Below are 23,560 nucleotides of genomic sequence, written 5' to 3' on the forward strand. Positions count from 1 at the left end.
CGCCGTGCTTACCATCTACAACACCCTGAGCAAAACCAAGGAAGTCTTCAAGCCGCTGGATGGCAACAAGGTGCGCATGTACGTGTGCGGCATGACCGTGTACGACTACTGCCACCTGGGCCATGGCCGCAGCATGGTGGCCTTCGACCTGGTCACCCGCTGGCTGCGCAAGAGTGGCTATGAGCTCACCTACGTGCGCAACATCACCGACATCGATGACAAGATCATCAACCGGGCCAACGAGAACGGCGAAAGTTTCGACGCCCTGACTGCTCGCATGATCGACGCGATGCACGAAGACGAACGCCGCCTGAACATCCTGCCGCCAGACCAGGAACCGCGTGCCACCGACCATATCGCCGGCATGCACGCGATGATCCAGACCCTGATCGACAAGGGGTACGCCTACGCGCCAGGCAATGGCGACGTGTACTACCGGGTCGGCAAGTTCGTCGGTTACGGCAAGCTGTCGCGCAAGAAGATCGAAGACCTGCGTATCGGTGCACGCATCGAGGTCGACGAAGCCAAGCAGGACCCGCTCGACTTCGTACTGTGGAAGGGCGTCAAGCCGGGCGAGCCGAGCTGGGAATCGCCATGGGGCCCGGGTCGCCCGGGCTGGCACATCGAGTGCTCGGTGATGTCCACCTGCTGCCTGGGCGAGAGCTTCGACATTCACGGCGGCGGCAGCGACCTGGAGTTCCCGCACCACGAGAACGAGATTGCCCAGAGCGAGGCGGCCACTGGCAAGCAGTACGCCAACGCCTGGATGCATTGCGGCATGATCCGTATCAACGGCGAGAAGATGTCCAAGTCGTTGAACAACTTCTTCACCATCCGCGACGTGCTCGAGAAGTACCACCCGGAGGTGGTGCGCTACCTGCTGGTGGCCAGCCACTACCGCAGCGCGATCAACTACTCGGAAGACAGCCTGCGGGATGCCAAGGGCGCACTGGAGCGCTTCTACCACGCCCTGCGCGGCCTGCCACGGGTGGCGGCCAAGGGTGGCGAAGCCTTTGTCGAGCGCTTCAGCGTGGCGATGAACGACGACTTCGGCACCCCCGAAGCCTGTGCCGTTCTGTTCGACCTGGTGCGCGAGATCAACCGCCTGCGTGACAGCGACCCGGAAGCGGCTGCCGGTCTGGCCGGTCGACTGCGTGAACTGGGGGATGTGCTGGGTGTGCTGCAGCTGGAGGCCGATGACTTCCTGCGTGCCGGTGCCGAAGGCAAGGTCGATGCGGCTGAAGTCGAGGGCTTGATCCAGGCGCGCCTGCAGGCACGTGCGGACAAGAACTGGGCCGAGTCCGACCGCATTCGCGATCAGCTGACCGCCATGGGTGTAGTGCTGGAAGACAGCAAGGGCACGACTACCTGGCGTCTGGCTGACTGAAGTAACTGGGGCTGCGTTGCAGCCCTTCGCGGGCACGCCCGCTCCCACAGGTTGGCGCGACATTTCAAGTGTGCGCTATCCCTGTGGGAGCGGGCGTGTCCGCGAAGGGCCGCAAAGCGGCCCCTGCTTTTACTTCGCTAGACCCGCAAGCGGGCAGTGCAGTACCAGCCTGGCCCCACCCAATTCGCTCTCGCCAATCTCCAGCCCGAACCCATGCAGGTCGACGATCGCCGCCACGATCGACAGCCCCAGCCCGAAGCCGGCATGGCGGTGGCCTTCATCGCTGCGATAGAACCGTTTCAGTACGGCCGTTCGCTCTGCTTCGGGAATTCCAGGCCCGCTATCCTCGATCGCCATGTGCACGCCGTTGTCATCCAGCGTAGCGCTTATGCGCACACGACCCCCCTCGGGTGTGAACTTGATCGCGTTGCCCACCAGATTCGCCAAGGCCTCGAACAGCAGTTCGCGGTCGCCGTGCAGTGCCGGTAGCTGCGCAGGTTGGTGCAATTGCAGGTGAATGCCGCCATCCTCGGCCAACGGCAGGTAAAAATCGTACAGTTCTACCAGCAGTTCATGCGGGTCAAGCTGGACGAAGCCGGCGCGGCGCTGGCGGTCTTCCAGCTCGCTGATGCGCAACAACCCGCGAAAACGCGCCATCAAGGTGTCGGTTTCGCCGATGGCCTGGTCCAGTGCTTCGGCTTGCGCAGAATCCACGGCGCTTTGCTGGCGAATACGGTACAGCTGGGCGCGCAGGCGGGTCAGCGGTGTGCGCAGGTCATGGGCAATGTTGTCGCACACACCCTTGACCTCGTGCATCAGTCGTTCGATACGGTCGAGCATGGCATTGACGATCGCCGCAAGCATGTCCAGCTCGTCACGGCGGGCCGACAGAGGCAGGCGGTGGGTCAGGTCGCCGGCGACGATCAGTTCGGCCTGGGCCTGGATCGCACGTATACGTTTGAGCGGCCTGCGCCTTAGCAGGTACCAACCGGCAAAACCCGGTATCAGAGTTAGCGAGATGCCCCAGAGCAGGGCGTGCAGGATGATTCGGGTAACCACGAACAGCGAGCCGTTGTCACGCACCAGCACCAGCCACCGGCCATCCTGTACCTTGATTGCCACTGCGTCGCAGCTGTCGCGAGGCATGCGAGGATCGTCGGCATCCAGGCAGCGTTTCAACTCATGGATCTTGCCGTCCAGCCTGAGCTCTGGGGGCAAGGCCCGCACGCTGCCGCCAATCGGGTTGAGCTGGGGGTCGAACAGGCCGTAGGCGTCAAAGCTGCGCTCCTCGAAGGCCTGGCTGGCAATCAGGGCATCGTCCAGCTGCTTGCCGCTCATGTGTGCGAACAGGTGCTGGCGCTGCAGCATGGAGTGACGGGTGAGTTTGCTCAGGTAGCTGGACACTTCGAAATACAGCACCCCCATGAGGATGCTGCTCCAGGCCACGAACAGAAAGCTGTAGAGTGCCAGCAGGCGGCTGGTAGAGGAGCTCCAGCCCTTAGACGGGTTCAGCAATGGCATAGCCGGAGCCCCGTACCGTACGGATCAGCGGCGACTGGCCGGGGGAGTCGATCTTCTTGCGCAGGCGGCCGATGTGCACGTCGATCAGGTTGGTGCCCGGGTCGAAGTGATAGCCCCAGACTTCCTCGAAAATCATCATCCGTGTGATCACCTGGCCACTGTGGCGCATCAGGTACTCCAGCAGCTTGTACTCGGTGGGCAGCAGGTTGAGGGTATTGTCACCGCGGCGCGCCTCGTGGCTGATCAGGTCCAGCTGCAGGTCGGCAACCTGCAAGCGGGTCTGGGTCATGGGCACGCTGTTGCGGCGCAGCAATACCTCGACTCGCGCGGCCATTTCGTCGGAGGCGAACGGCTTGGTCAGGTAGTCGTCTCCGCCGGCACGCAGGCCGCGCACCCGCTCATCGACGTCGGAGAGGGCGCTGATCATCAGGATCGGCGTAGCAATCTTGAGGTTGCGCAGGGTAGTGACGATGGTCAGGCCGTCGACCTCGGGCAGCATACGGTCCAGGGTGATCAGGTCGTAGCCGCCGGCAATGGCCTTGGCCAGGCCTTCACGGCCATTGTCGGCCCAATCCACCTCCAGGCCGTGGCTGGTAAGTTCGGCGACGATTTCCTGGCCGGTGACGGCGTCGTCTTCGATGGTCAGTACGCGAGGCATGCTGGTTCCCGGGCATCTAATGGAGATTTGATTGTGCCAAAGAATAGACAACCGGCGATTTAAGAAAAATTCATCTAGCGTGCGCCAATGCCTTCGGCATGCATGATCTGCGCGATGATTGGCACCGGTGTCATCAGGTGTGAACGCATCATGGCACTGGCGCGTTTGGCATCACGGGCGAGGATCACCTCGACCAGTGCCGCATGCTCCTGGCGCTTTAGTGCCAGCGCCTGTTCGGAAAACACCGTCTGCGTCAGCCACAGGTGGCGATAGCGCTCGGCCTGGTCGAACAGGTAGGTGCGTGCCTGCAGCAGGTGCTTGGAGCCGCAGCCCGAGGCAATGGCAGTGTGGAACGCCTTGTGCCGCTCGTCCCATACATCCAGCCGCTGCTCGCGGGTTTTCACTTCCACCACCTTGGCCAGGGTATGCGAGTGAGCCAGCACAGACGCCTCCCAGGCGTCGTCGCCGCGCTCGATGGCCAGGGCAATGATCATCGCTTCCAGGTTGGCGCGGGCGTCGTAGATGTCGTTCATCTCATCCAGCGACATGGGCGCTACCCGGTAGCCTTTCTGGCTGATCGCGTTGACCAGGTGCTCGGCCACCAGTTGCGACAGCGCTTCGCGCAGCGGGCCCACACCCAGGTCGTAGCGTTCCTTGAGGGCGCTCATCAGCAATTTTTCACCGGGCTTGAACACCCCGCGGATGATGTCCTGTTTGAGCCTCTCATACCCGCTGAATGCTGAGTTTTGTCGGGGGGCGAGCGCTTCCAAGATCCTGTTCCTCAAAACGTTTTGCCGATCATACCGAAACCCTCTGCCCACGAAAAACAATGGACAAAAGCAAGCAGTGTCGCCTAAACATAAAAATGTAGACATTTTAATCTAGTGACGATATTTTTACCTCGCCCGCACTGATCCAGGTCATGACCGGACGGCGCCACCTACTTTTTTAGCCAGGACATTGCCATGAACGCTTTTACGCAGATCGACGAACTTGTCATGCCGCTGCCACTCGAACCGCAGGGCTATACCATCGCCCCCTCGAAACAGTCGCCGCGCCTGCTGGAACTGACCTTTGCCCGGGAAACCGTCGAAGCGTTCATGCAGGCCGTTGCCCAATGGCCGGTGCAGGCATTGGAGTACAAGTCGTTCCTGCGTTTTCGCGTAGGCGAGATCCTTGACGAGCTGTGCCAGGGCACGCTGCGCCCGGTGCTGCTCAACACCATCCTCGACCGCGCCACAGGTGGCATGCTGATTACCCCGATCGGCCTGGATGATGTGAGCCAGGCCGAAGACATGGTCAAGTTCACCACCGCCTGCGCCCACCTGATCGGCCGTTCCAACTATGACGCCATGAGTGGCCAGTTCTATGCGCGCTTCGTGGTGGTCAACAGCGACAACTCCGACAGCTACCTGCGCCAGCCGCACCGGGTCATGGAGCTGCACAACGACGGCACGTTCGTGAACCAGATCACCGACTACGTGCTGATGCTGAAGATCGACGAAAAGAACATGGAAGGGGGCAACTCGCTGCTGCTGCACCTGGACGACTGGGAGGAGTGCGAGGCGTTCTTCCGTCACCCGATGGCCCGCCGCGAAATGCGCTGGACCGCACCGCCGAGCAAAAAGGTTGCCGAAGATGTGTTCCATTCGGTATTCGACACCGATGCCGAAGGCCGGCCGACCATGCGCTACATTGACCAGTTCGTGCAGCCGGAAAACTACGAGGAAGGTATCTGGCTGAATGCCTTGTCCGAGTCGCTGGAAGGCAGCGGCAAGAAAGTCTCGGTGCCGGTTGGCGTAGGCAGTTTCCTGCTGATCAACAACCTGTTCTGGCTGCATGGCCGCGATCGCTTCACCCCGCACGAGGGCCTGCGCCGCGAACTGATGCGCCAGCGTGGTTACGTCGCCTTCCCCAAGCCGCTGTACCAGCGCGGGCAATAATGACAGGGCGCGGGGCGGGCGCCCGCCCATGCGTTTTTGCACATAACAATGCCACCAGGCCCCGTGCGGGCCTTGGTGAGCCTGCCAGGCAATGCCTGCGTGTGAGGTAAGGCTGTGTACGATTTCATCATTATTGGCGGCGGGATTGTGGGCATGTCCACGGCCATGCACCTGATCAAGGTCTACCCGGATGCGAAGATGCTCCTGCTGGAGAAAGAGTCTGGCCCGGCCCGCCATCAGACCGGCCATAACAGCGGCGTGATCCACGCCGGCGTGTATTACACCCCCGGCAGCCTCAAGGCGCGCTTCTGCCTTGAAGGCAACAAGGCGACCAAAGCCTTCTGCACCCAACATGGCATCCGCTTCGATGAGTGCGGCAAGCTGCTGGTCGCCACCAACGATCTGGAAATGCAGCGCATGAAGGCGCTGTGGGAGCGCACGGCGGCCAATGGCCTGGAGCGCTACTGGCTGTCGGCTGAGGAGTTGCGCGAGCGTGAGCCCAACATCGTTGGTATGGGGGGCATCTTCGTACCGTCCAGCGGCATCGTCAATTACGCCCAGGTAACCGCTGCGATGGCCGCAGAGTTCCAGCGTGCCGGTGGCGAAATCCGCTATGGCGCAGAAGTGGTCGGCCTGCAGGAACAGGCAAATGAAGTGATCGTGCGCACTCAGCGTGATGAACTGCGCAGCCGTTTCCTGGTGACCTGCTCGGGGCTGATGGCCGACCGCGTGGTGGGCATGCTCGGGCTGCGTACCGAGTTCGTGATCTGCCCGTTCCGCGGCGAATACTACCTGTTGCCCAAGCAGCACAATCAGATCGTCAACCACCTGATCTACCCGATTCCCGACCCGTCGATGCCCTTCCTGGGGGTGCACCTTACCCGCATGATCGACGGCACCGTCACCGTAGGCCCCAACGCCGTCCTGGCGATGAAGCGCGAGGGCTACCGCAAGACCGATGTCAGCCCCAGCGACCTGTTCCAGACCCTGACCACGCCCGGCATCCTCAAGGTGCTGGCGAAGAACTTCCGCCCGGGCCTGATCGAGATGAAGAACTCGCTGTTCAAGGGCGGGTACCTCAAGCAGGTGCAGAAGTACTGCCCGAGCATTACCAAAGCCGACCTCACGCCTTACCCGGCCGGCGTGCGTGCCCAGGCGGTGTCGCGCGACGGCAAGCTGATCGACGATTTCCTGTTCGTCAACACTGCACGCAGTGTCAACGTGTGCAACGCACCGTCACCAGCCGCTACCTCGGCCATACCGATCGGCGCCTACATCGTCGAGAAAGTGTGCGAGCAGGTCGGCCTGCAGGGCGGCAACTTCCCCAAGGCCGACCTGTCGGCCAGCCAGAGGGCTGCCAGCTGACAGCCCGGTAACACCTTCTGCGGTTTCGTTTTACTCAACCCGTACTGCCCTGCTCACCATTCAGGGCAGGGCGGGCTTTTTCGCGCCTGCGTCGGTGACGTGCAGCCGGCGGCCCCTGCGTGGGCATGACAAAAACAACAAGGTAGCGCCATGCAAACCCACAAGAACAATTTGAGTCATGGATTGAAATCACGGCATGTCACCATGCTGTCCATTGCCGGCGTGATCGGCGCCGGGCTGTTTGTCGGCTCTGGCCGCGCCATCGCCGAAGCGGGGCCGGCCACCATCCTGGCCTATATCCTGGCGGGCGGCCTGGTGGTGCTGGTGATGCGCATGCTGGCCGAAATGGCCGTTGCCTCTCCGGACACCGGCTCGTTCTCAACCTACGCCGACCTCGCCATCGGCAAATGGGCCGGATACACCATCGGTTGGCTGTACTGGTGGTTCTGGGTACTGATCATCCCGATCGAGGCCAATATCGCCGCTACCATCATCAACTCCTGGGTCCCGCAGCTGGAGATCTGGGTGCTGTCGTTGGTGATCACGTTGCTGCTAACGGCCACCAACCTGTTCAGCGTGAAGAACTACGGTGAGTTCGAGTTCTGGTTGGCACTGGTCAAGGTGGTGGCCATCGTCTGCTTCATCGCCCTGGGTGTTTGCGCCATTTTCGGCCTGTTGCCTGGGTCCGGCGTCAGCGGCGTCTCGCGCCTGTGGGATACCGGTGGTTTCATGCCCAACGGCTTTGGTGCGGTGCTGAGCGCCATGCTGATCACCATGTTCTCGTTCCTCGGGGCCGAGGTGGTGACCATTGCTGCGGCTGAATCCGACGAGGCGGGCAAGCATATTTCCAAGGCCACCAATTCGGTGATCTGGCGGATAACGCTGTTCTACATCCTGTCGATCTTCATCGTCATCGCACTGGTACCGTGGACTGACCCACGCCTAGCTACCGAAGGCTCTTATGTCACGGTGCTGGACACCCTGGGCGTGCCAAATGCCAAGGCCATCATCGACTTCGTGGTGCTGACCTCGGTGACCAGTTGCCTCAACTCGTCGCTGTACACCGCCTCGCGCATGGTCTATTCGCTTAGCCGTCGTGGTGATGCCCCGGCCTGTGCCCAGATAACCAGCCGCAGTGGTACACCCGTGGTGGCCGTGTTGTTGTCGACGGGGGCTGCATTCCTGGCGGTGATCGCCAACTACCTGGTGCCGGCCAAGGTGTTTGGCTTCCTCATGGCAAGCTCCGGCGCCATCGCCCTGCTGGTGTATCTGGTCATCGCCATTTCCCAGTTGCGCTTGCGCCAGCGCCTGACGGCACAGGGCAAGACGCTCGGTTACCGCATGTGGCTGTTCCCGTGGCTGACCTGGGGCGTGATCCTGTTCATCAGCGGCGTACTGGTATTGATGCTGTTCCGCCCGGATCATCGCCTGGAAGTGGTCTCGACGATGGTGCTGGCGGTGTTGGTGGTGTGCTCGGGGGTGCTGGTGACCCGACGCCGGGCGCGCGGGGCGGCGGTTGCTGGCGTAGGGCAGCGCGCCTGATTCGTCTGGCCTGAAGACAGACGAGCAAGTCGCATCAGGCTGTGAGAGGATGTCCGCCAACAAAGCCAGGACCCTGAACGCAGCCTGATGAAGACACCTAAAAGAATCGAACCGTTGATCGAAGACGGCCTTGTCGACGAAGTACTACGGCCGTTGATGAGTGGCAAGGAAGCCGCTGTGTACGTGGTGCGCTGTGGCAGCGAGGTACGCTGCGCCAAGGTCTACAAAGAAGCCAACAAGCGCAGCTTCCGCCAGGCCGCCGAATACCAGGAAGGCCGCAAGGTACGCAACAGCCGTCAGGCCCGGGCCATGGCCAAGGGCAGCAAGTACGGCCGCAAAGAAGCCGAGGATGCCTGGCAGAACGCCGAAGTGGCTGCGCTGTTCCGTTTGGCCGGTGCGGGTGTACGGGTGCCCAAGCCTTACGACTTCCAGGACGGCGTGCTACTGATGGAACTGGTGACCGATGCCGATGGCGATGCGGCCCCGCGCCTGAACGACGTACACCTGGAAGTTGAAGATGCCCGCGCGTTCCATGCCTTCGTCATTCGCCAGATCGTGTTGATGCTGTGCGCCGGAATGGTGCATGGCGATTTGTCCGAGTTCAACGTGCTGCTCGGCCCGGACGGGCCGGTGATCATCGACCTGCCGCAGGCAGTGGATGCCGCCGCCAACAACCACGCCTTCAGCATGCTGCAGCGCGATGTGGACAACATGGCCCATTATTTCGGGCGCTTTGCCCCGGAGCTGAAAAGCACCCGCTATGCGCAGGAGATGTGGGCGTTGTACGAGGCCGGCGAGTTGCTGCCCGACAGCCCGTTGACCGGGGTGTTCGAGGATGATGAACATGAGGCTGACGTAACCGGGGTGATGCGCGAGATCGACGCCGCCCGGATGGACGACGCTCGCCGCCGTGCAGCACGCGCCGAAGCTGAGCATGGGCCGGCCAAGGCAGAGGAGGTGACGCCGCCCTGGCTGCAGTAATTCAGTGCCTGTGCCGGCCGCTTCGCGGGTAAACCCGTTCCTACGGGATTTGCAGGCGCGGGTTTACCCGCGAAGAGGCCAACACAGGCAAACCCCGGGCGTTGCCATTGACGCAAGACACAATCTCGTCATTTAGCCTTTTCACTGGCGCGCGACAGGCATAAGGTATACGCCGTTCAAATTCCCTGGAGCTGTCATGTCCAACCAATTCCCGTCCGTTCGTCCCCGCCGCCTGCGCCAGAACGAGTCCCTGCGCACGATCTTCCAGGAAACCGAGTTCCGCCTTGAAGACCTGATCCTGCCGATCTTCGTCGAAGAGGGCATCGATGATTTCGTGCCGATCACCAGCATGCCCGGTGTCAATCGTATCCCCGAGAAGCTGTTGGCCCAGGAAATCGAGCGCTATGCCCGCGCCGGTATCAAGTCGGTGATGACCTTTGGCGTATCGCACCACCTGGATGCCGATGGCAGCGACACCTGGAACGAAAACGGCCTGGTTGCGCGCATGTCGCGTATCTGCAAGGACACCGTGCCGGAAATGGTGGTGATGTCCGACACCTGCTTCTGCGAATACACCAGCCACGGCCACTGCGGCGTGCTGCATGACCATGGCGTGGACAACGACGCCACCCTGGCCAACCTGGGCAAGCAGGCTGTCATCGCCGCCGCTGCCGGTGCCGACTTCATTGCCCCTTCGGCGGCGATGGACGGCCAGGTGCAGGCAATCCGCAGCGCCCTGGACGGTGCCGGTTTCCACGACACCGCGATCATGGCCTACTCCACCAAGTTCGCCTCGTCGTTGTATGGCCCGTTCCGTGAGGCCGGTGGCACCGCCCTGAAGGGCGACCGCAAAAGCTACCAGATGAACCCGATGAACCGCCGCGAAGCGGTGCGCGAGTCGCTGCTCGACGAGCAGGAAGGGGCGGACGTGCTGATGGTCAAGCCGGCCGGTGCCTACCTTGATGTGATCGCCGACATCCGCGCCGCTTCGCGCCTGCCACTGGCGGCGTACCAGGTGAGCGGCGAGTATGCGATGATCAAGTTCGGCGGCCTGGCCGGTGCCATCGACGAAGGCCGGGTGGTGCGCGAAAGCATTGGCGCAATCAAGCGTGCCGGTGCCGACCTGATCCTGACCTACTTCGCCATGGACCTGGCGCGCGAAGGTATCTGAAGCCAGGCCTTCGGCATGAAAGCCGCTGCCATTGCAGCGGCTTTTCTTTGGGCGCCGTTTGGTGGTGCCGCAAACGCACAAAAAAACAGTAAGCGCTGAATTATTTAGTGTCCTGTTGTATCTGATCCCTTAGAGCATTCATCGACAGGGATACGGGTATGAAACCTCGCAAGAAAAGCGTCCAGCCAATCGGCCTGAAGGACATCACCATCGTCGACGACGCCAAGATGAAGAAGGCGATCACAGCCGCCGCGCTGGGCAACGCCATGGAGTGGTTCGACTTTGGCGTATACGGCTTCGTCGCTTATGCCTTGGGCAAGGTGTTCTTCCCCAACGCCGACCCCGGCGTGCAAATGATCGCGGCCCTGGCCACCTTCTCGGTGCCGTTCCTGATCCGGCCTCTTGGCGGGCTGTTCTTCGGTGCCTTGGGCGACAGGTTCGGGCGGCAGAAAATCCTCGCCGCGACCATCGTGATCATGTCCCTCAGCACCTTCGCCATCGGCCTGATACCGTCCTACGCGAGCATTGGTATCTGGGCGCCGATCCTGTTGTTGCTGGCCAAGATGGCCCAAGGCTTTTCGGTGGGCGGTGAATACACCGGCGCCTCGATCTTCGTTGCCGAGTACGCACCTGACCGCAAGCGCGGTTTTCTCGGCAGCTGGCTGGATTTCGGTTCGATTGCCGGCTTTGTGCTGGGCGCAGGGGTGGTGGTGCTCATTTCCACGGTGCTGGGTGAAGAACAGTTCCTCGAATGGGGCTGGCGCCTGCCGTTCTTCCTGGCCCTGCCGCTGGGCATCATCGGCCTCTACCTGCGCCATGCGCTGGAAGAAACACCTGCGTTCCAGCAGCACGTCGACAAGCTGGAGCAGGGCGATCGTGAAGGCCTGGCCTCCGGGCCCAAGGTGTCGTTCAAGGAAGTGGCCACCCAGCACTGGCGCAGCCTGGTGACCTGCATCGGCGTGGTGATTGCCACCAACGTCACCTACTACATGCTGCTTACCTACATGCCAAGCTACCTGTCGCACAACCTGCACTACAGCGAAGACCATGGCGTGCTGATCATCATCGCGATCATGGTCGGCATGCTGTTCGTGCAGCCGATGATCGGCCTGCTCAGCGACAAGTTCGGCCGACGGCCGTTCATCATCGTCGGCAGTGTCGGCCTGTTGGCCTTGGCCATTCCGGCGTTCATGCTGATCAACAGTGGTGTGCTCGGGCTTATTTTCGCCGGCCTGCTGATCATTGCCGTGCTGCTGAATTTCTTCATCGGCGTGATGGCCTCGACGCTGCCGGCCATGTTCCCCACGCACATCCGCTACAGTGCCCTGGCCAGCGCCTTCAACATCTCGGTGCTGATCGCCGGCCTTACCCCGACCCTCGCTGCGTGGCTGGTGGAGAGCACAGGCGACCTGTACATGCCGGCCTATTACCTGATGGTGATCGCCGCTGTCGGGCTGGTCACCGGCCTGACCATGAAGGAAACTGCCAACAAGCCCCTGCGCGGCGCGGCACCCGCGGCATCGGACATCGAAGAGGCGCGTGAACTGCTGCAGGAGCACCACGACAACATCGAGCAGAAAATCGAGGACATCGATGCGCAGATCGCCGAGCTGGAAGCCAAACGCGAGAAACTGGCCCTGCAGCACCCGCGTATCGAATGATCAGCGCGGCATGTAGCCACGCTGCCAGGACCGCGGGATGAACCGCGATACCAGCGCCAGCACGCAGGCCAGCGCGCAGCTGCCGGCCAGCGCCTGCAGGCCCAGGTGTTGTTGCAACCAGGCGCCGAGTGCGGCGCCCAGCAGCATGCCTGCCCAAGGCACCAACTGCACCCGCCAGCCATTGCGCCGCTCGCCCAGCAGCCAGCGCCCCAGGCCGCGGCCGAAACGCGAAAGGGCGCCAGTCACGTAAGTCAGGCCGATGGGCAGGCCATTCACCTGCTCGACTACCGCATTGATCATGCCCATGGCCAGCGTGGCGGCCAACAGCGCGGGGAAGGTGGCTGGTAACGGCCACGCTGCCGCGAAAGCCAGCAGTGCGGCAACCACCAGCAGCACCGGCCAGGCTCGACGGCGCAATCCGTGAGCCAGGAGCACGCCCAGCGCATTGCCCGCGACAAAGCCCAGTACGGCGCCACTGAGGCGCAGTACCAGGGCCAGGTCTGCTTCACTGATGGCCACCGCCAGGCGTGTGGTGTTGCCACTCATGAACGAGACGAAATCGCCCAGTGCCAGCAAGCCGATGGCATCGGTCATGCCGGCCAGCACCGACAGGGCGGCGACCAGGCCGAGGCCGACGCGACCACGCATTACCTGCAGGCGCAAACGCCTGGCTGTGCGCGCGGGGAGGGCGTTAGGGAGCATGCGCAGGCCTCAGGGCAGCAGGTTTTCGCGGGCCAGGGTACCTTTGATGGTGCGCTCCACCACGTCGACCAGCACCATGGTCTGGTGGTCGACCTCGATATTGAGCAGCTCACCGGCACGGTAGCTGGCGAAGGTGGTCTGGCGCAGGGTTTCCGGGATCAAATTGATAGTGATCACGTTGTCCTCCACGTCAGCGACCGTCAGGCTGCAGCCATTGACCCCGATGAAACCGCGGGGAAACACGTACTTGCCCCATTGCGGCGGCATGCGGAACTTGATGAAGGCGCCGGTTTCCTTGATCGACAGCTCGACGATTTCGGCGGTGGTGGCGATGTGGCCGGCCATCAGGTGACCGCCGACTTCGGCGTTCATCTTCGCTGAACGTTCGATGTTCACGTGCTGGCCGGGCTTGAAGTTGCGCAGATTGGTGCGCTCGAGGGTAGCGGTCATGGCGTCGAACCTGACTTGGCTGCCGTCGATTTCGGTCACGGACAGGCAGGTACCTTCGACACTGACGCTGGCACCGATTTTCAGCTCGTCGAGCAATTCCGGGGTGAGGTCGATGGTGAACTGGTTGTGGCCCGGATAGGTGGTCACATCAAGCAGAGGGCGGACGGCCTGGACGATGCCGGTGTACATGGTGTTGCTCCTGGGCACGGAAAAGAAAACTTCCGAACGCTATGCCCGTAGCGCAGTAAATGCAAGACCGGCTTCTTGGTTGGCAAGCCGGCTTGCGGGTCTGGCGCCAGCGTTGGGCAGGCGGCGTGCTTGTGGGCGAAACCGGTTTGCCGACGGCAGGGCCACACCAGATTCAAACATGCCCGCTGCTGTTGACGATCCGCAGGCACAGTGCCTCGTACGGGTCCAGGTTCACCATCAGGCGCCCGTCCTCGGTCAAATCGCCTTCAACCGTCTCGTTGATCATGTCGACCACCGGCCCAGGTGTGAACCCCGTCAACAGCAGTTCCTCGGCAATCGCGTCCTGGCCGAAGTTCAGCGCACTGATCTGGATACCACGCCCGGCTGGCAGCTCATGCACCATCACCAGCAGCCCCGGGCTGCTCACCTCAGGTACCAGCACCTGACGGCTGGTAGCGATGCCGTAAGCCTGGCGCACAGCCAGCAGTTTCTTCACCTTGCAGGCAAATGAATCACCCTCGTCCAGCTGGCTGTCGAGGCTGCCGTACAGCGCCCTGGCGCGCGGCATGCCACGCACTGAAGCCTCTGCCTGCGGGTCGAGCCCGGCGAGGTCATAGCCGCCCCGGTGAATCCATCGGGTATCGCCATCGAGCATGCGTTCGGCAACCGCTTCGGCGGGCAGGGGCAGGGCGCCGACCAGATCCCAACCGGACAAGGCGACTACCCCCGGCTGCATGGCGTTGTACATGACCAGCAGCAGGTGCACCTTCTTGATCAATTCGATATCCGCTGCGCCAATCTGTTCGAGGTCGCGAATACCCAGTGCAGCGGCGATCAGGCTGGCGGTGGTGCAGGCAATGCCGTTGGTCACGAAACGCAGGTTGTACGGGGCATGCTCTCCCGACAGCCGTTCGTAGATCTCTTCGCGGATATGTTCGCGCAGGATGCTGCCAGGCAGGGTCTGGCCTTTGTACAGGTACATGTCGTGCGCGTGCAGTGTCCAGAAGTGCACCAGCTCCACGGTCAGTTCGTCATGGTTTTGCAAGGCATGGATCAGCGAGGCCGGGTCGATGCCGAAGGCGTGCATCTCCTTGAGCATCAGGCGCAGGAACTCGGTGTCGCCGGTCAGCAGCGCATGCTGGTAGGCCGGCCGGGTAATGAAATCGTAGGACAGGTCGGCACCGCCCCTGGACATCTGCGCAATGTCATCGAGGGTCAGGTTCAGCTCCTGGAAGCTGAAACCGCCGGCCTTGCGGATCATGCCGCCGATCAACTGGTTGCCGACGATCGACAGCGGGTGGCTTTCCGACCAGGCGGTGCCGCTGGCGCGGGTTTCCACGCCGAGAAAGCCGTTGGCGTCCAGGCGCAGGCCGCGGGCACCGAGGCAGTCCAGGGCGTGCAACGCATCACCAATGATCATTTGTTGGGCGGCGAAGGTCGGGTCCAGCCAGTTCAGCGACGGCTGGCCCTCTTTGAAGTAGTGCAGGTACACCCAGCGGCGGGTCTTGCCGTCCACGCCCGTGACCGGTGGCGTGGCGCTCCAGTCGGTTTCCTTCACGCCCGGCTCGAAGAAGATCACCCGTTGCAGCTGGCCAACGATGTAATGGCGCGCCTTCAGCTCGTCACACTGCGCGGGCAGCAGGTTGACCGCATCGCGTCCGGCGGGCACCTCGGGCAGCAGCGGCCAGTCTTCTTCGCGGATCTCGACCATGTGGTACAGCCCAGGGTAAGGGCCATGGGCGATCTCGGCCAGGCGGAAGTCGGCGCCCTTGCCGGTGTGCGAGGGGATCAGGTCGTCGATGGTCACGGCATTGTGCGCTGCGGCCATGCGGCTCATCTGGATCAGCTCCTGCTCGCTGCCGTACAGCGGGTCGATGTCGAAGCTGATGCGGTCGAAGTTGCCGTCCACGCTGGGGGTAAGCTCGCGGCCGCGAATGCCGCCGGACAGCTTGATCGGGCCGGTGTGCAGGCCCTGCACGCCGATTTCTGACAGGCGCTTCCACAATGCTTCGTGGGCCAGGGCACCGAGCACCGAGCAGCCCTCAGGGGCGATGATGGCGTCGGGGTAGACGGTGAGCCACACCGAGGCGATTTCCGTGGCGCGGCGGGGCTGGGCCTCGGCGTAGGGTTGTTGCCACAGGCGCGACTGGCCTGAGTACAGGCTGGCGCGGTCCTGGGAGGCCTTGAGCATGGCGCGGTCTTCGAGCCATTTGACGTATGACGGGTCAGGCTGGGTCATTTCGCGTCCTCTTTGCGTGTCGGCACCGGCTCAGATTATGACGGCATTGCGGCCTGAACGTTCGGCTTGAGATGGGGGTTGGTTCCTTCGCGGGCTTGCCCGCTCTCACAGGCTCCCATACCGCTGAAGATTTGCGCTGCACCTGTGGGAGCGGGCGCGCCCGCGAAGAGGCCGGGCCTGCAAAGGCAGGCTCAGCGCCGGGCCGACAACTGCTGCGGCGCCAGAAACGCATCATGGAAGTAATTGCGCACCGCCTGCATCGCCGGGCTGAATGCCCGTTCCCGGTGCCAGGCCAACCCTACGCTCATTGGCGTCACCGGGTCGCTGATGGTCACCGTCTCGATGCGCTTGCCCTCCAGCGACCACGGCCGGTGCACCAGGTCCGACAGGATTGCCACGCCACTGCCATTGGCCACCATGCTGCGCACGGCCTCCACCGAGCTGGTACGCACCCTTACGCCCGGGCGCTGCCCGGCCTGCTCCCAGTAACGCATGGCACTTTGCTCGGCCTCATCCACGGTCAACAGGATGAACGGCTCACAGGCCACATCGGCCAGGCTCACCGCCGAGCGTTCGCACAGCGGGTGGTGTGCGGGCAACCACAGCCGGCGCTCGGAGTTGAACAGGGTTTCTGAGACGATGTCGGGGTGGGTGAGGTTGGCGGTGAGCACCACCGCCATGTCGAAACGCCCCTCCAGCAGCCCTTGTTCGATGGCGCTGCGCTCCTGCTCGTACAGCTCCAGGGTCACCCCCGGATGCCAGTGCTCCAGGCGTTGCAGGTGGTGCGGCAGGAAGTAGCCGATCACCGTGTAACTTGCCGCCAGGCGCAACAGGCCACTGGCGCGCACGTCCGGAAGCGGGCTGTTCAACGCATCGTCGACACTGCGCAGGATGACGTAGGCACGGTTCAAAAAGTGCCGGCCGGCCTCGGTCAGGCTCATGCCTTGGGCCGAGCGCTGGAACAACAGCACACCGAGCATCGCTTCCAGCTCCTTGATGGCCGTGGTCACTGCCGACTGGGAGATGTTCAGGTGGATCGCCGCTTGGGAGATCTGGCCGATTTCAGCGGTGGCAACGAAGTAGCGGACCTGGCGCAGGGTGAGTGACACGGTAGGCTCCCGGAGTATCTGATTTTCAGAAGACACCCCATCTGTTTATAGATCTTCCCAAGGGGGTGCGGAGAATCTAACGTGGCTTGCATGCAGTCACAAGTGCCAGGAGATGCCGTCATGCAAGCAGTAGACTTCAACTCGGACATGGGCGAGGGCTTTGGCCCGTGGACCATTGGCGATGGCGTCGACAATGAGCTGATGGGGTACATCAGCAGCGCCAACATCGCCACTGGTTTCCATGCCGGTGACCCCGGCACCATGCGCCGCACCGTCGAGCGCGCCAAGGCGCTGGGCGTTGCGGTGGGTGCACACCCGGGGTTCCGTGACCTGGTCGGCTTTGGCCGCCGGCACATCAATGCACCGGCGCAGGAGCTGGTCGACGACATGCTCTACCAACTGGGCGCGCTGCGCGAAATAGCCCGTGCCCAGGGCGTGCGTCTGCAGCACATCAAACCGCACGGGGCGTTGTACATGCACCTGGCGCGTGACGAAGAAGCCGCACATTTGCTGGTGGAAAACCTGCGGGTGATCGAGCCGGAACTGCTGCTGTTCTGCATGCCAGGTTCGGTGATCTGTCGCATTGCCCAGGCACTGGGCCAGCCGGTAGTTCGTGAGTTCTACGCCGACCGCGAGTACGACCTGAGCGGGTCGATCGTGTTTACCCGTAATGTGCGGGGCTACGAGCCCCAGGCGGTCGCTGAGCGGGTGCTGCGCGCTTGCCGCCAAGGCGTGGTGCGCACGGTCGAAGGCCAGGACCTGGCCATCGAATTCGACTCCATCTGCCTGCACAGTGACACCCCGGGCGCGCTGGACCTGGTCGAGGCCACGCGCAAGGCCCTGGATACGGCTGGCATCGTGGTGCGTGCACCGCGCTGAACCCGTCAGGTATCCGGCAAACACACAAGCCGGAGCCCGTGCATTTTGTTTTCGCCTGCCTTTCTATAAAGATTCCAAGAAAAGGAACTGTCATGGCCGAACCGCTTGCTACAACCCCGATTCGTTATAGCTTCGGCGCCGACGAGCACCTGTTTGCCGAAGTCAGCGAAAGCATGTCGCTGGAGGCCTTTTTCAAGGGTATGGCCGTCACCCGGGCGGTGGAGCGGCTGGCCCTGGATGGCGTGCTTGATGTATGCCTGGCCAACGCGTCTTTCCAGATCCGCTTCGACCCGGACCGTATCGCCCCCGAGGCACTGCTTGAAGCCGTGCGCGGCGCCGAGGCGCAGGCGGTGGCCGAGCGTTCGTTGCAGACGCGGATCATCGAGATCCCGGTGCTGTACAACGACCCCTGGACCCATGAAACCCTGATGCGCTTTCGGGATCGCCACCAGGACCCGACCAGCACAGACCTGGAGTACGCCGCGCGCATCAACGGCCTGGCCGATGTCGAGGCATTCATCGCCGCCCACAGTGGCGCGCCATGGTTCGTGTCGATGGTGGGCTTTGTCGCCGGCCTGCCGTTCATGTTCCAGATGGTCGAGCGCGAGCGGCAGCTGCAGGTGCCCAAATACCTGCGCCCCCGTACCGACACGCCCAAGCTCACCCTGGGCCATGGCGGCTGCTTTGGTTGCATCTACTCGGTGCGCGGGGCTGGCGGCTACCAGATGTTCGGCGTCACCCCGGCACCGATCTACGACCCGCAACAGACCTTGAACTACCTCAAGGAGCACATGGTGTTCTTCCGCCCGGGTGACATCGTGCAGTTCAAACCCATCGACCGCCGTGCCTATGACCAGGCGGTGGCGGATGTGGAGGAGGGCCGTTTTGACCTGCGCATTCGTCCCGTGGAGTTTTTCCTGGACGCCTTTCTCGCCGACCCGGTCGGCTACCCCAAATCGTTGCAGGAGGTGCTGGCATGATCAAGGTACTCAAACCGGGGCTGGCCACTTCTGTACAGGACCTGGGCCGCGAAGGTTACTACCACCTGGGTATCCCTCCGTCCGGCGCACTCGACCAGTACGCCTTGAGCGCAGCCAATCACCTGGTGGGCAACCCGGCCGGCGCTGCGGGCCTGGAGTGTGCACTGGTGGGGCCGGAGCTGGAGTTCCAGCAGGACGCACTGGTCGCTGTGTGCGGTGCGCAGATGCCAGCGTTGCTCGATGGCCGCGAGCAGCGCCCGGACACTGCGTTTGCCGTGCGGGCGGGGCAAGTGTTGCGTTTCGGGTTTCCAACAGCGGGCGCCCGGGCCTACCTGGCAGTGGCCGGAGGCATCGATGTGCCCGAGGTACTGGGTAGCCGGTCCACCTACGTGCTGGGCGCGTTGGGTGGCTTTCATGGGCGCAAACTGATGGCGGGCGACCTGCTGCCGGTGGGCGTGCCCAGCGGCAAGACCCGTGCCGGTGCAAGCTTGCCCATGGCCCTGCGTCAGGCCCTGGGGGGCGAGGTGGTGTTGCGGGTGGTGCCTGGGCTGTACTTCCACCGCCTGACCGAAGCTGCAGCGCAACGTTTCTTCACCGACGCCTGGACGGTTGGCTCCGAAGCGGACCGTATCGGCTATCGCTACAAAGGCGGCAGCGCCTTGAGTTTCCAACCGCGCGAGCAGCCGTTCGGTGCGGGGTCGGACCCGTCCAATATCGTCGACAGCTGCTACCCGATCGGATCGATCCAGGTGCCGGCAGGGTTGGAACCGATCATCCTGCATCGCGATGCAGTGTCGGGGGGCGGCTACGCCATGATCGGCACGGTGATCAGCGCCGACCTCGACCTGATCGGGCAGATGCAGCCCAACCAGCAGGCGCGGTTCCTGCCGGTGAGTCTGGAGCAGGCACTGGAGGCGCGGCGTTCGTACAAGAAGAAGCTGGCCTGCCTGGCCAGGCTCTTCAGTTGAGGATAATGGCTTCGGCGTAGCAGCGGCCTTGTGTCTAGACGGGGCCGCAACAGGCTCCGCGGCTACACCGAGCGCGCAGGCTTGCTGATGGTCTTGCCGGTTTGCGAGGCCACCTCAAGGGCTTGGCCGTCCCGCTGTTTGCCTTGGCGCGCCAGGCCTTCAAGCTGCGGTATCAGCATGCCTTCCGGCAAATGCCGCCAGAACCGCCCTGGCATGTGCAGGCGCAAGGCGTCCGGGTTGAGGCGGGCCGGGTTGAAGGTGTGGCGGTAATAGGTGCGCCAGAGTTCGGCGCCGGGGTCTTCGGCGTTGCGGGCCCACTGGCGCCAGGGCTCGGGGCAATGGCGCTGGTAGTCGAACGCCTGGCCGTCGAAGCGAATGCCATCCTGTGGCGTGGCAATCAACCAGCGCAAACGCCCCAGGCGGTCGGCGAAGTGCGCGCTGGCACTTTGCAGAATGTCGTGTGCAGGCTCGTGATAGGCCACCAAGTCGAGCTGCAAGTGCTCAGCCAGTTCCTCAGGCAGCGGCACGAAGCGTACAAACGCGTGCAAGTGATGCGCCTCGCGGGTTACCTGCTTGATGCGCCGTTGCAGCTCACTGCCCAGCCGGTCACCCGCCAACATTGCCGTGCGGTCGCCATGGGCGACGCGCCACAGCACTTCATACAGCAGGTTCCAGCGCTGTTCGCCACGGTAGCGAGAGGCCTGCTCCAACTGGCTCAGCAGTGCGGCCGGGACTTTGGCCCGGAAAGGGCCAGGCCCTTCAGGCGGCGCTGCCGGCACGGCCAGCAGGTCCGCCATCGGGCCTTGCGACCAGGTGACTTCCGATGGGTCGATGCCATGCCCCAACAAGCCCCGGGCCTGATCGCGCCAGGTGGCGAACAGGTCGTCGCAGTCGAGCGCGATCACCCCCATAACCCCATCTGCACGGGCGCTGGCGGCTCACTCAAGCGCGCTCGCAGCAAGCCGCTGCGCAGTTCGGCCTGGGCGGGGCGGTAGTCGCTGGTGACGATGAATGGACGTGCCTTGTCCAGCACGCAGCGCAGCTGGATCAGGTCGTCATAACGGATGCGCCGCTCCCGCCGCAGGGCGACCAGGCGCTGTACGCTGCGCAGGCCGATGCCGGGGATACGCGCCAGTAACGCCGGTTCGGCGCGGTTCACGTCCAGTGGGAACACGTCGCGGTTGGCCAGTGCCCAAGCCAGTTTGGGGTCGATGTCCAGTGCCAGGTTACCGCTGTGGCCCAGCAGCTCGCCAGCCTTGTAGCCATAGCCACGCAGCAGGAAGTCGGCTTGATACAGGCGGTGTTCGCGCAGCAGCGGTGGTGCGGCGAGGGGCACGCTGCCGGGGCTGTCGGGGATCGGGCTGAAGGCGGAATAGTACACGCGCTTGAGGCCGTAGCCTTGGTACAGCGATTCGGCATTGCGCAGCAAGGTGCTGTCGTCGGTGCTGTCGGCGCCGACGATGACCTGAGTGCTTTGACCGGCCGGGGTAAAGCGCGGCGCCCTGGGCTCATTGGCCACGGCCTGCTGGCCCTGATGAATCACGCCCATGGCCTGGCGAATGGTGCGCCCTTGCTTTTCCGGCGCCAGGCGCTTGAGGCTGGCCTCGGTGGGCAGTTCGATGTTGACGCTGAGGCGATCGGCCAGGCGCCCGGCCTCTTCGATCAGCAGCGGGTCGGCATCGGGGATGGCCTTGAGGTGGATGTAGCCGCGGAAGCTGTGCTCTTCGCGCAACAGCCGGGCCACACGGATCAGCTGCTCCATGGTGTAGTCCGCTGAGCGGATGATGCCGGAGCTGAGGAACAGGCCGCTGATGCAGTTGCGCCGGTAGAAGTCCAGGGTCAGGCGTACCACTTCCTCGGGGCTGAAGCGCGCGCGTGGCACGTTGCTGGAGCGGCGGTTGACGCAGTACTGGCAGTCATACAGGCAGAAGTTGGTCAGCAGTACCTTGAGCAGAGATACGCAGCGACCGTCAGGTGTGTAGCTATGACAGATACCCATGCCATTGGTAGCACCCAGGCCGTCAGCACCACGCGAGTTACGCTTGGGCGCGCCGCTGCTGGCGCAGGAAGCGTCGTACTTGGCGGCGTCTGCCAGGATGCCGAGTTTGGCGATGAGTTGCATGGCGGTGTCTCGCTATACTGAATATTCATACAGTATTTTGAGATTTGATGGATTGCAAGCGTCATGGGCGGGGGAGCGCGAGTTCGACCTTGAGTCGTCATTCGCCAGAACACCCACTCGGCAGGGGCCGGCTGGTCAATGCCCGGTCCGTTCCTCAACCGCCGGCGGGCTGTGCCCCGTGTCGGCCCAGGCGAAGTGGTAGACGTTGTTGGGGGCACTGGCCTGACACTGGCCGTTGTCGGCATCTGCACCGACTACATACCATTCGGCCCGCGAGGTCTCACCCAGCTTGCGGGCCTTGTCGGCGCTAAAGCACTGGCCCAGTTGGTTGGCAGGAACCAAGGCGAAGGCGGTGGGGTGCTGGCGCAGCCAGTAGACCGCTGCATCCACTTTGGATTGGCCGGTGAAACCGAAGTGCACGATGGGTTGCCGGGCAAACAGCCAATGCCCCTCGCGCCAGTTGACCAGCACCAGTTCGGCACCAGCAGTGGCCTGTGCGGCGTCGCTCATCAGCGTCTCATGCGGGTTGCGGCCCTCCTTGGCGGGCTCGACGAAACCACGCGCGAACCACAGGGCGAACCATACCAGGGCTACTGTGGTAAACGCCTTGCGCCAGCCCGGCCGGCGCTGCCACCAGCGCTTGAGCAGCCACGGCACGAGCGGCGCCATCGCCAGAATCAAGCCAGGCAGCGCCGGGAAAATGTACAGCTTGCGCTTGCCGGTGCTGAGGCTGAAGAACAGCAGCACCAATGCCACCCAGCCAAGCAGTAGCAGGAAGCGGCCATCGCGCTTTTGCAGTTGCCGGCGCCAGGCCGGTATCAGCCAGGGCAGGGCCAGGATCAGAGGTAGCCAGTACTTGGGGATGACCTTGACGAAGAAGTACCAGAACGGCTCGCGATGGTCCCAGGCATTGGCGTAGCGGCTGGCGGTCTGACGCAGCAGGATTTCCTTCAGGTAGGCCAGCTCTGCGGCGCCGCCGCCATGGGCGATCGACACCAACAATGGCAGCAGCCACACGGCGCAACCGGCGAGTAACCACAGCAGCCCCAGGCTCCAGCGCCATCCTTGGCCGGGCATGGCGACAACGCCGCGCCAGCGCTGGCGCACCGCCCAGGCATAAGGCAGCAGTATCAGCGCCGGGACAAAACCCACCCCCTTGCTGATAACGCCCAGGCCCATGGCAGCGCAAGCCAGGTAGAACCAGCCCCAGGCGGGCCCCAGCAGCAAGTGGCGCAGCATGCCGTAGAGGCCCAGCGCAACCCAAAGGCACAGGAAACTGTCGATCTGCCCGGTGCGCAGGATGCTGTAGCTCTGGTAGGTGGCCAGGAACAACAAGGCAGCGATCACGCCGGTGCGCCGGTTCCACAGGCGCCGCCCGAGGTCATGCAGCACCCAGGTGATGGTCGCCGCCGACAGCAGCCCTGGCAGGTAGAGAGCAACTTTGGGTGCGCCGGTCAGGTAGCTGAACAGCGCCACGGTCCACATGAACAGCGGTGGCTTGTCGCCATAGATCTCCGCTGCCCGGTGCGGAATGAACCAGTCGCCACTCTGGAGCATTTCCAGGGCCACGCCGAGGAAGCGTTCTTCATCGACATTCATCGGCTGACGCCAGCCGATTCCCGCGCCCACCAGCAACACGGCGAGGGCGATCAGGGCCAGGCGTTCGGCCCCGATTGTCTTGAACTTAGGCAAA

Annotated in this window: 20 protein-coding genes; 10 read left to right on the top strand and 10 right to left on the bottom strand. The window is 63.3% G+C overall.

Annotated features, from left to right (window positions below; genetic code table 11):
- Positions 1–4 precede the first annotated feature (4 nt).
- A complete protein-coding gene (cysS, locus tag ACE4QZ_RS12085; protein ID WP_021782392.1) occupies positions 5–1,387 on the top strand; it encodes a cysteine--tRNA ligase in 1,383 nt (460 codons plus the stop codon).
- 129 nt (positions 1,388–1,516) lie between these two features.
- Here cysS and ACE4QZ_RS12090 read toward each other — a convergent pair whose 3' ends face one another.
- From ACE4QZ_RS12090 to csiR, 3 genes are all read right to left on the bottom strand, one after another.
- The gene (locus tag ACE4QZ_RS12090; protein WP_274101615.1) at positions 1,517–2,908 is read right to left on the bottom strand and encodes a sensor histidine kinase; all 1,392 of its coding nucleotides are present in this window, start codon (positions 2,906–2,908) and stop codon (positions 1,517–1,519) included.
- Complete coding sequence (locus ACE4QZ_RS12095; RefSeq protein WP_003248078.1) at positions 2,886–3,566, bottom strand: response regulator transcription factor; 681 nt, start codon at positions 3,564–3,566, stop codon at positions 2,886–2,888. Before ACE4QZ_RS12095 ends, ACE4QZ_RS12090 begins: the two co-directional genes overlap by 23 nt.
- Positions 3,567–3,640: 74 nt before the next feature.
- Positions 3,641–4,336 carry a DNA-binding transcriptional regulator CsiR gene (gene csiR / locus ACE4QZ_RS12100; RefSeq protein ID WP_021782394.1) on the bottom strand — a complete coding sequence of 232 codons (696 nt, stop codon included), beginning with the start codon at positions 4,334–4,336 and terminating at the stop codon, positions 3,641–3,643.
- Positions 4,337–4,531: 195 nt separating this feature from the next.
- Between csiR and glaH the strand changes: the two genes are divergently transcribed.
- The 6 genes from glaH to proP all read left to right on the top strand — a co-directional run bounded on the left by glaH (position 4,532) and on the right by proP (position 12,229).
- A complete protein-coding gene (gene glaH / locus ACE4QZ_RS12105) occupies positions 4,532–5,509 on the top strand; it encodes a glutarate dioxygenase GlaH (protein WP_021782395.1) in 978 nt (325 codons plus the stop codon).
- Positions 5,510–5,623: 114 nt separating this feature from the next.
- Complete coding sequence (lhgO, locus tag ACE4QZ_RS12110; protein WP_021782396.1) at positions 5,624–6,874, top strand: L-2-hydroxyglutarate oxidase; 1,251 nt, start codon at positions 5,624–5,626, stop codon at positions 6,872–6,874.
- A gap of 150 nt (positions 6,875–7,024) precedes the next feature.
- Positions 7,025–8,416, top strand: a complete 1,392-nt coding sequence (gene gabP / locus ACE4QZ_RS12115; protein WP_103444505.1) for a GABA permease — start codon at positions 7,025–7,027, stop codon at positions 8,414–8,416.
- An 87-nt stretch (positions 8,417–8,503) separates the two neighbouring features.
- Positions 8,504–9,397, top strand: coding sequence for a PA4780 family RIO1-like protein kinase (locus ACE4QZ_RS12120; protein ID WP_021782398.1), 894 nt, complete (start codon positions 8,504–8,506; stop codon positions 9,395–9,397).
- 196 nt (positions 9,398–9,593) lie between these two features.
- Complete coding sequence (gene hemB / locus ACE4QZ_RS12125) at positions 9,594–10,568, top strand: porphobilinogen synthase (protein WP_010953815.1); 975 nt, start codon at positions 9,594–9,596, stop codon at positions 10,566–10,568.
- A 158-nt stretch (positions 10,569–10,726) separates the two neighbouring features.
- Entirely contained in the window at positions 10,727–12,229 is a 1,503-nt protein-coding gene (proP, locus tag ACE4QZ_RS12130; RefSeq protein WP_021782399.1) for a glycine betaine/L-proline transporter ProP, read from the top strand.
- On the opposite strand, the gene ACE4QZ_RS12135 is transcribed toward proP, so the two are convergent.
- The 4 genes from ACE4QZ_RS12135 to ACE4QZ_RS12150 all read right to left on the bottom strand — a co-directional run bounded on the left by ACE4QZ_RS12135 (position 12,230) and on the right by ACE4QZ_RS12150 (position 16,918).
- The gene (locus ACE4QZ_RS12135) at positions 12,230–12,931 is read right to left on the bottom strand and encodes a YoaK family protein (protein ID WP_028697209.1); all 702 of its coding nucleotides are present in this window, start codon (positions 12,929–12,931) and stop codon (positions 12,230–12,232) included.
- A gap of 9 nt (positions 12,932–12,940) precedes the next feature.
- Positions 12,941–13,570, bottom strand: coding sequence for a riboflavin synthase (locus ACE4QZ_RS12140; protein WP_021782401.1), 630 nt, complete (start codon positions 13,568–13,570; stop codon positions 12,941–12,943).
- Positions 13,571–13,742: 172 nt separating this feature from the next.
- The gene (treS, locus tag ACE4QZ_RS12145) at positions 13,743–15,809 is read right to left on the bottom strand and encodes a maltose alpha-D-glucosyltransferase (protein ID WP_021782402.1); all 2,067 of its coding nucleotides are present in this window, start codon (positions 15,807–15,809) and stop codon (positions 13,743–13,745) included.
- Between the two features lie 191 nt (positions 15,810–16,000).
- Positions 16,001–16,918: a LysR family transcriptional regulator gene (locus tag ACE4QZ_RS12150; protein ID WP_021782403.1), complete on the bottom strand. Its 918-nt coding sequence runs from the start codon at positions 16,916–16,918 to the stop codon at positions 16,001–16,003.
- 120 nt (positions 16,919–17,038) lie between these two features.
- Here ACE4QZ_RS12150 and ACE4QZ_RS12155 point away from each other — a divergent pair, with 120 nt between their 5' ends.
- From ACE4QZ_RS12155 to ACE4QZ_RS12165, 3 genes are all read left to right on the top strand, one after another.
- Entirely contained in the window at positions 17,039–17,797 is a 759-nt protein-coding gene (locus tag ACE4QZ_RS12155; RefSeq protein WP_021782404.1) for a 5-oxoprolinase subunit PxpA, read from the top strand.
- Between the two features lie 92 nt (positions 17,798–17,889).
- Positions 17,890–18,777 carry a 5-oxoprolinase subunit B family protein gene (locus tag ACE4QZ_RS12160; RefSeq protein ID WP_021782405.1) on the top strand — a complete coding sequence of 296 codons (888 nt, stop codon included), beginning with the start codon at positions 17,890–17,892 and terminating at the stop codon, positions 18,775–18,777.
- Positions 18,774–19,745 (top strand): biotin-dependent carboxyltransferase family protein, encoded by a 972-nt coding sequence (locus ACE4QZ_RS12165; protein WP_021782406.1) that lies wholly within the window; start codon positions 18,774–18,776, stop codon positions 19,743–19,745. Before ACE4QZ_RS12160 ends, ACE4QZ_RS12165 begins: the two co-directional genes overlap by 4 nt.
- A gap of 62 nt (positions 19,746–19,807) precedes the next feature.
- Here ACE4QZ_RS12165 and ACE4QZ_RS12170 read toward each other — a convergent pair whose 3' ends face one another.
- From ACE4QZ_RS12170 to ACE4QZ_RS12180, 3 genes are all read right to left on the bottom strand, one after another.
- Entirely contained in the window at positions 19,808–20,656 is an 849-nt protein-coding gene (locus ACE4QZ_RS12170; protein ID WP_021782407.1) for a TIGR03915 family putative DNA repair protein, read from the bottom strand.
- Positions 20,647–21,867: a putative DNA modification/repair radical SAM protein gene (locus ACE4QZ_RS12175; RefSeq protein WP_021782408.1), complete on the bottom strand. Its 1,221-nt coding sequence runs from the start codon at positions 21,865–21,867 to the stop codon at positions 20,647–20,649. Before ACE4QZ_RS12175 ends, ACE4QZ_RS12170 begins: the two co-directional genes overlap by 10 nt.
- 135 nt (positions 21,868–22,002) lie before the next feature.
- Positions 22,003–23,559 (bottom strand): ArnT family glycosyltransferase, encoded by a 1,557-nt coding sequence (locus tag ACE4QZ_RS12180; RefSeq protein ID WP_103462426.1) that lies wholly within the window; start codon positions 23,557–23,559, stop codon positions 22,003–22,005.
- Position 23,560 lies beyond the last annotated feature (1 nt).

Source organism: Pseudomonas sp. DCA-1 (assembly GCF_046523955.1).
GTDB classification, from domain to species: Bacteria; Pseudomonadota; Gammaproteobacteria; order Pseudomonadales; family Pseudomonadaceae; genus Aquipseudomonas; species Aquipseudomonas putida_Y.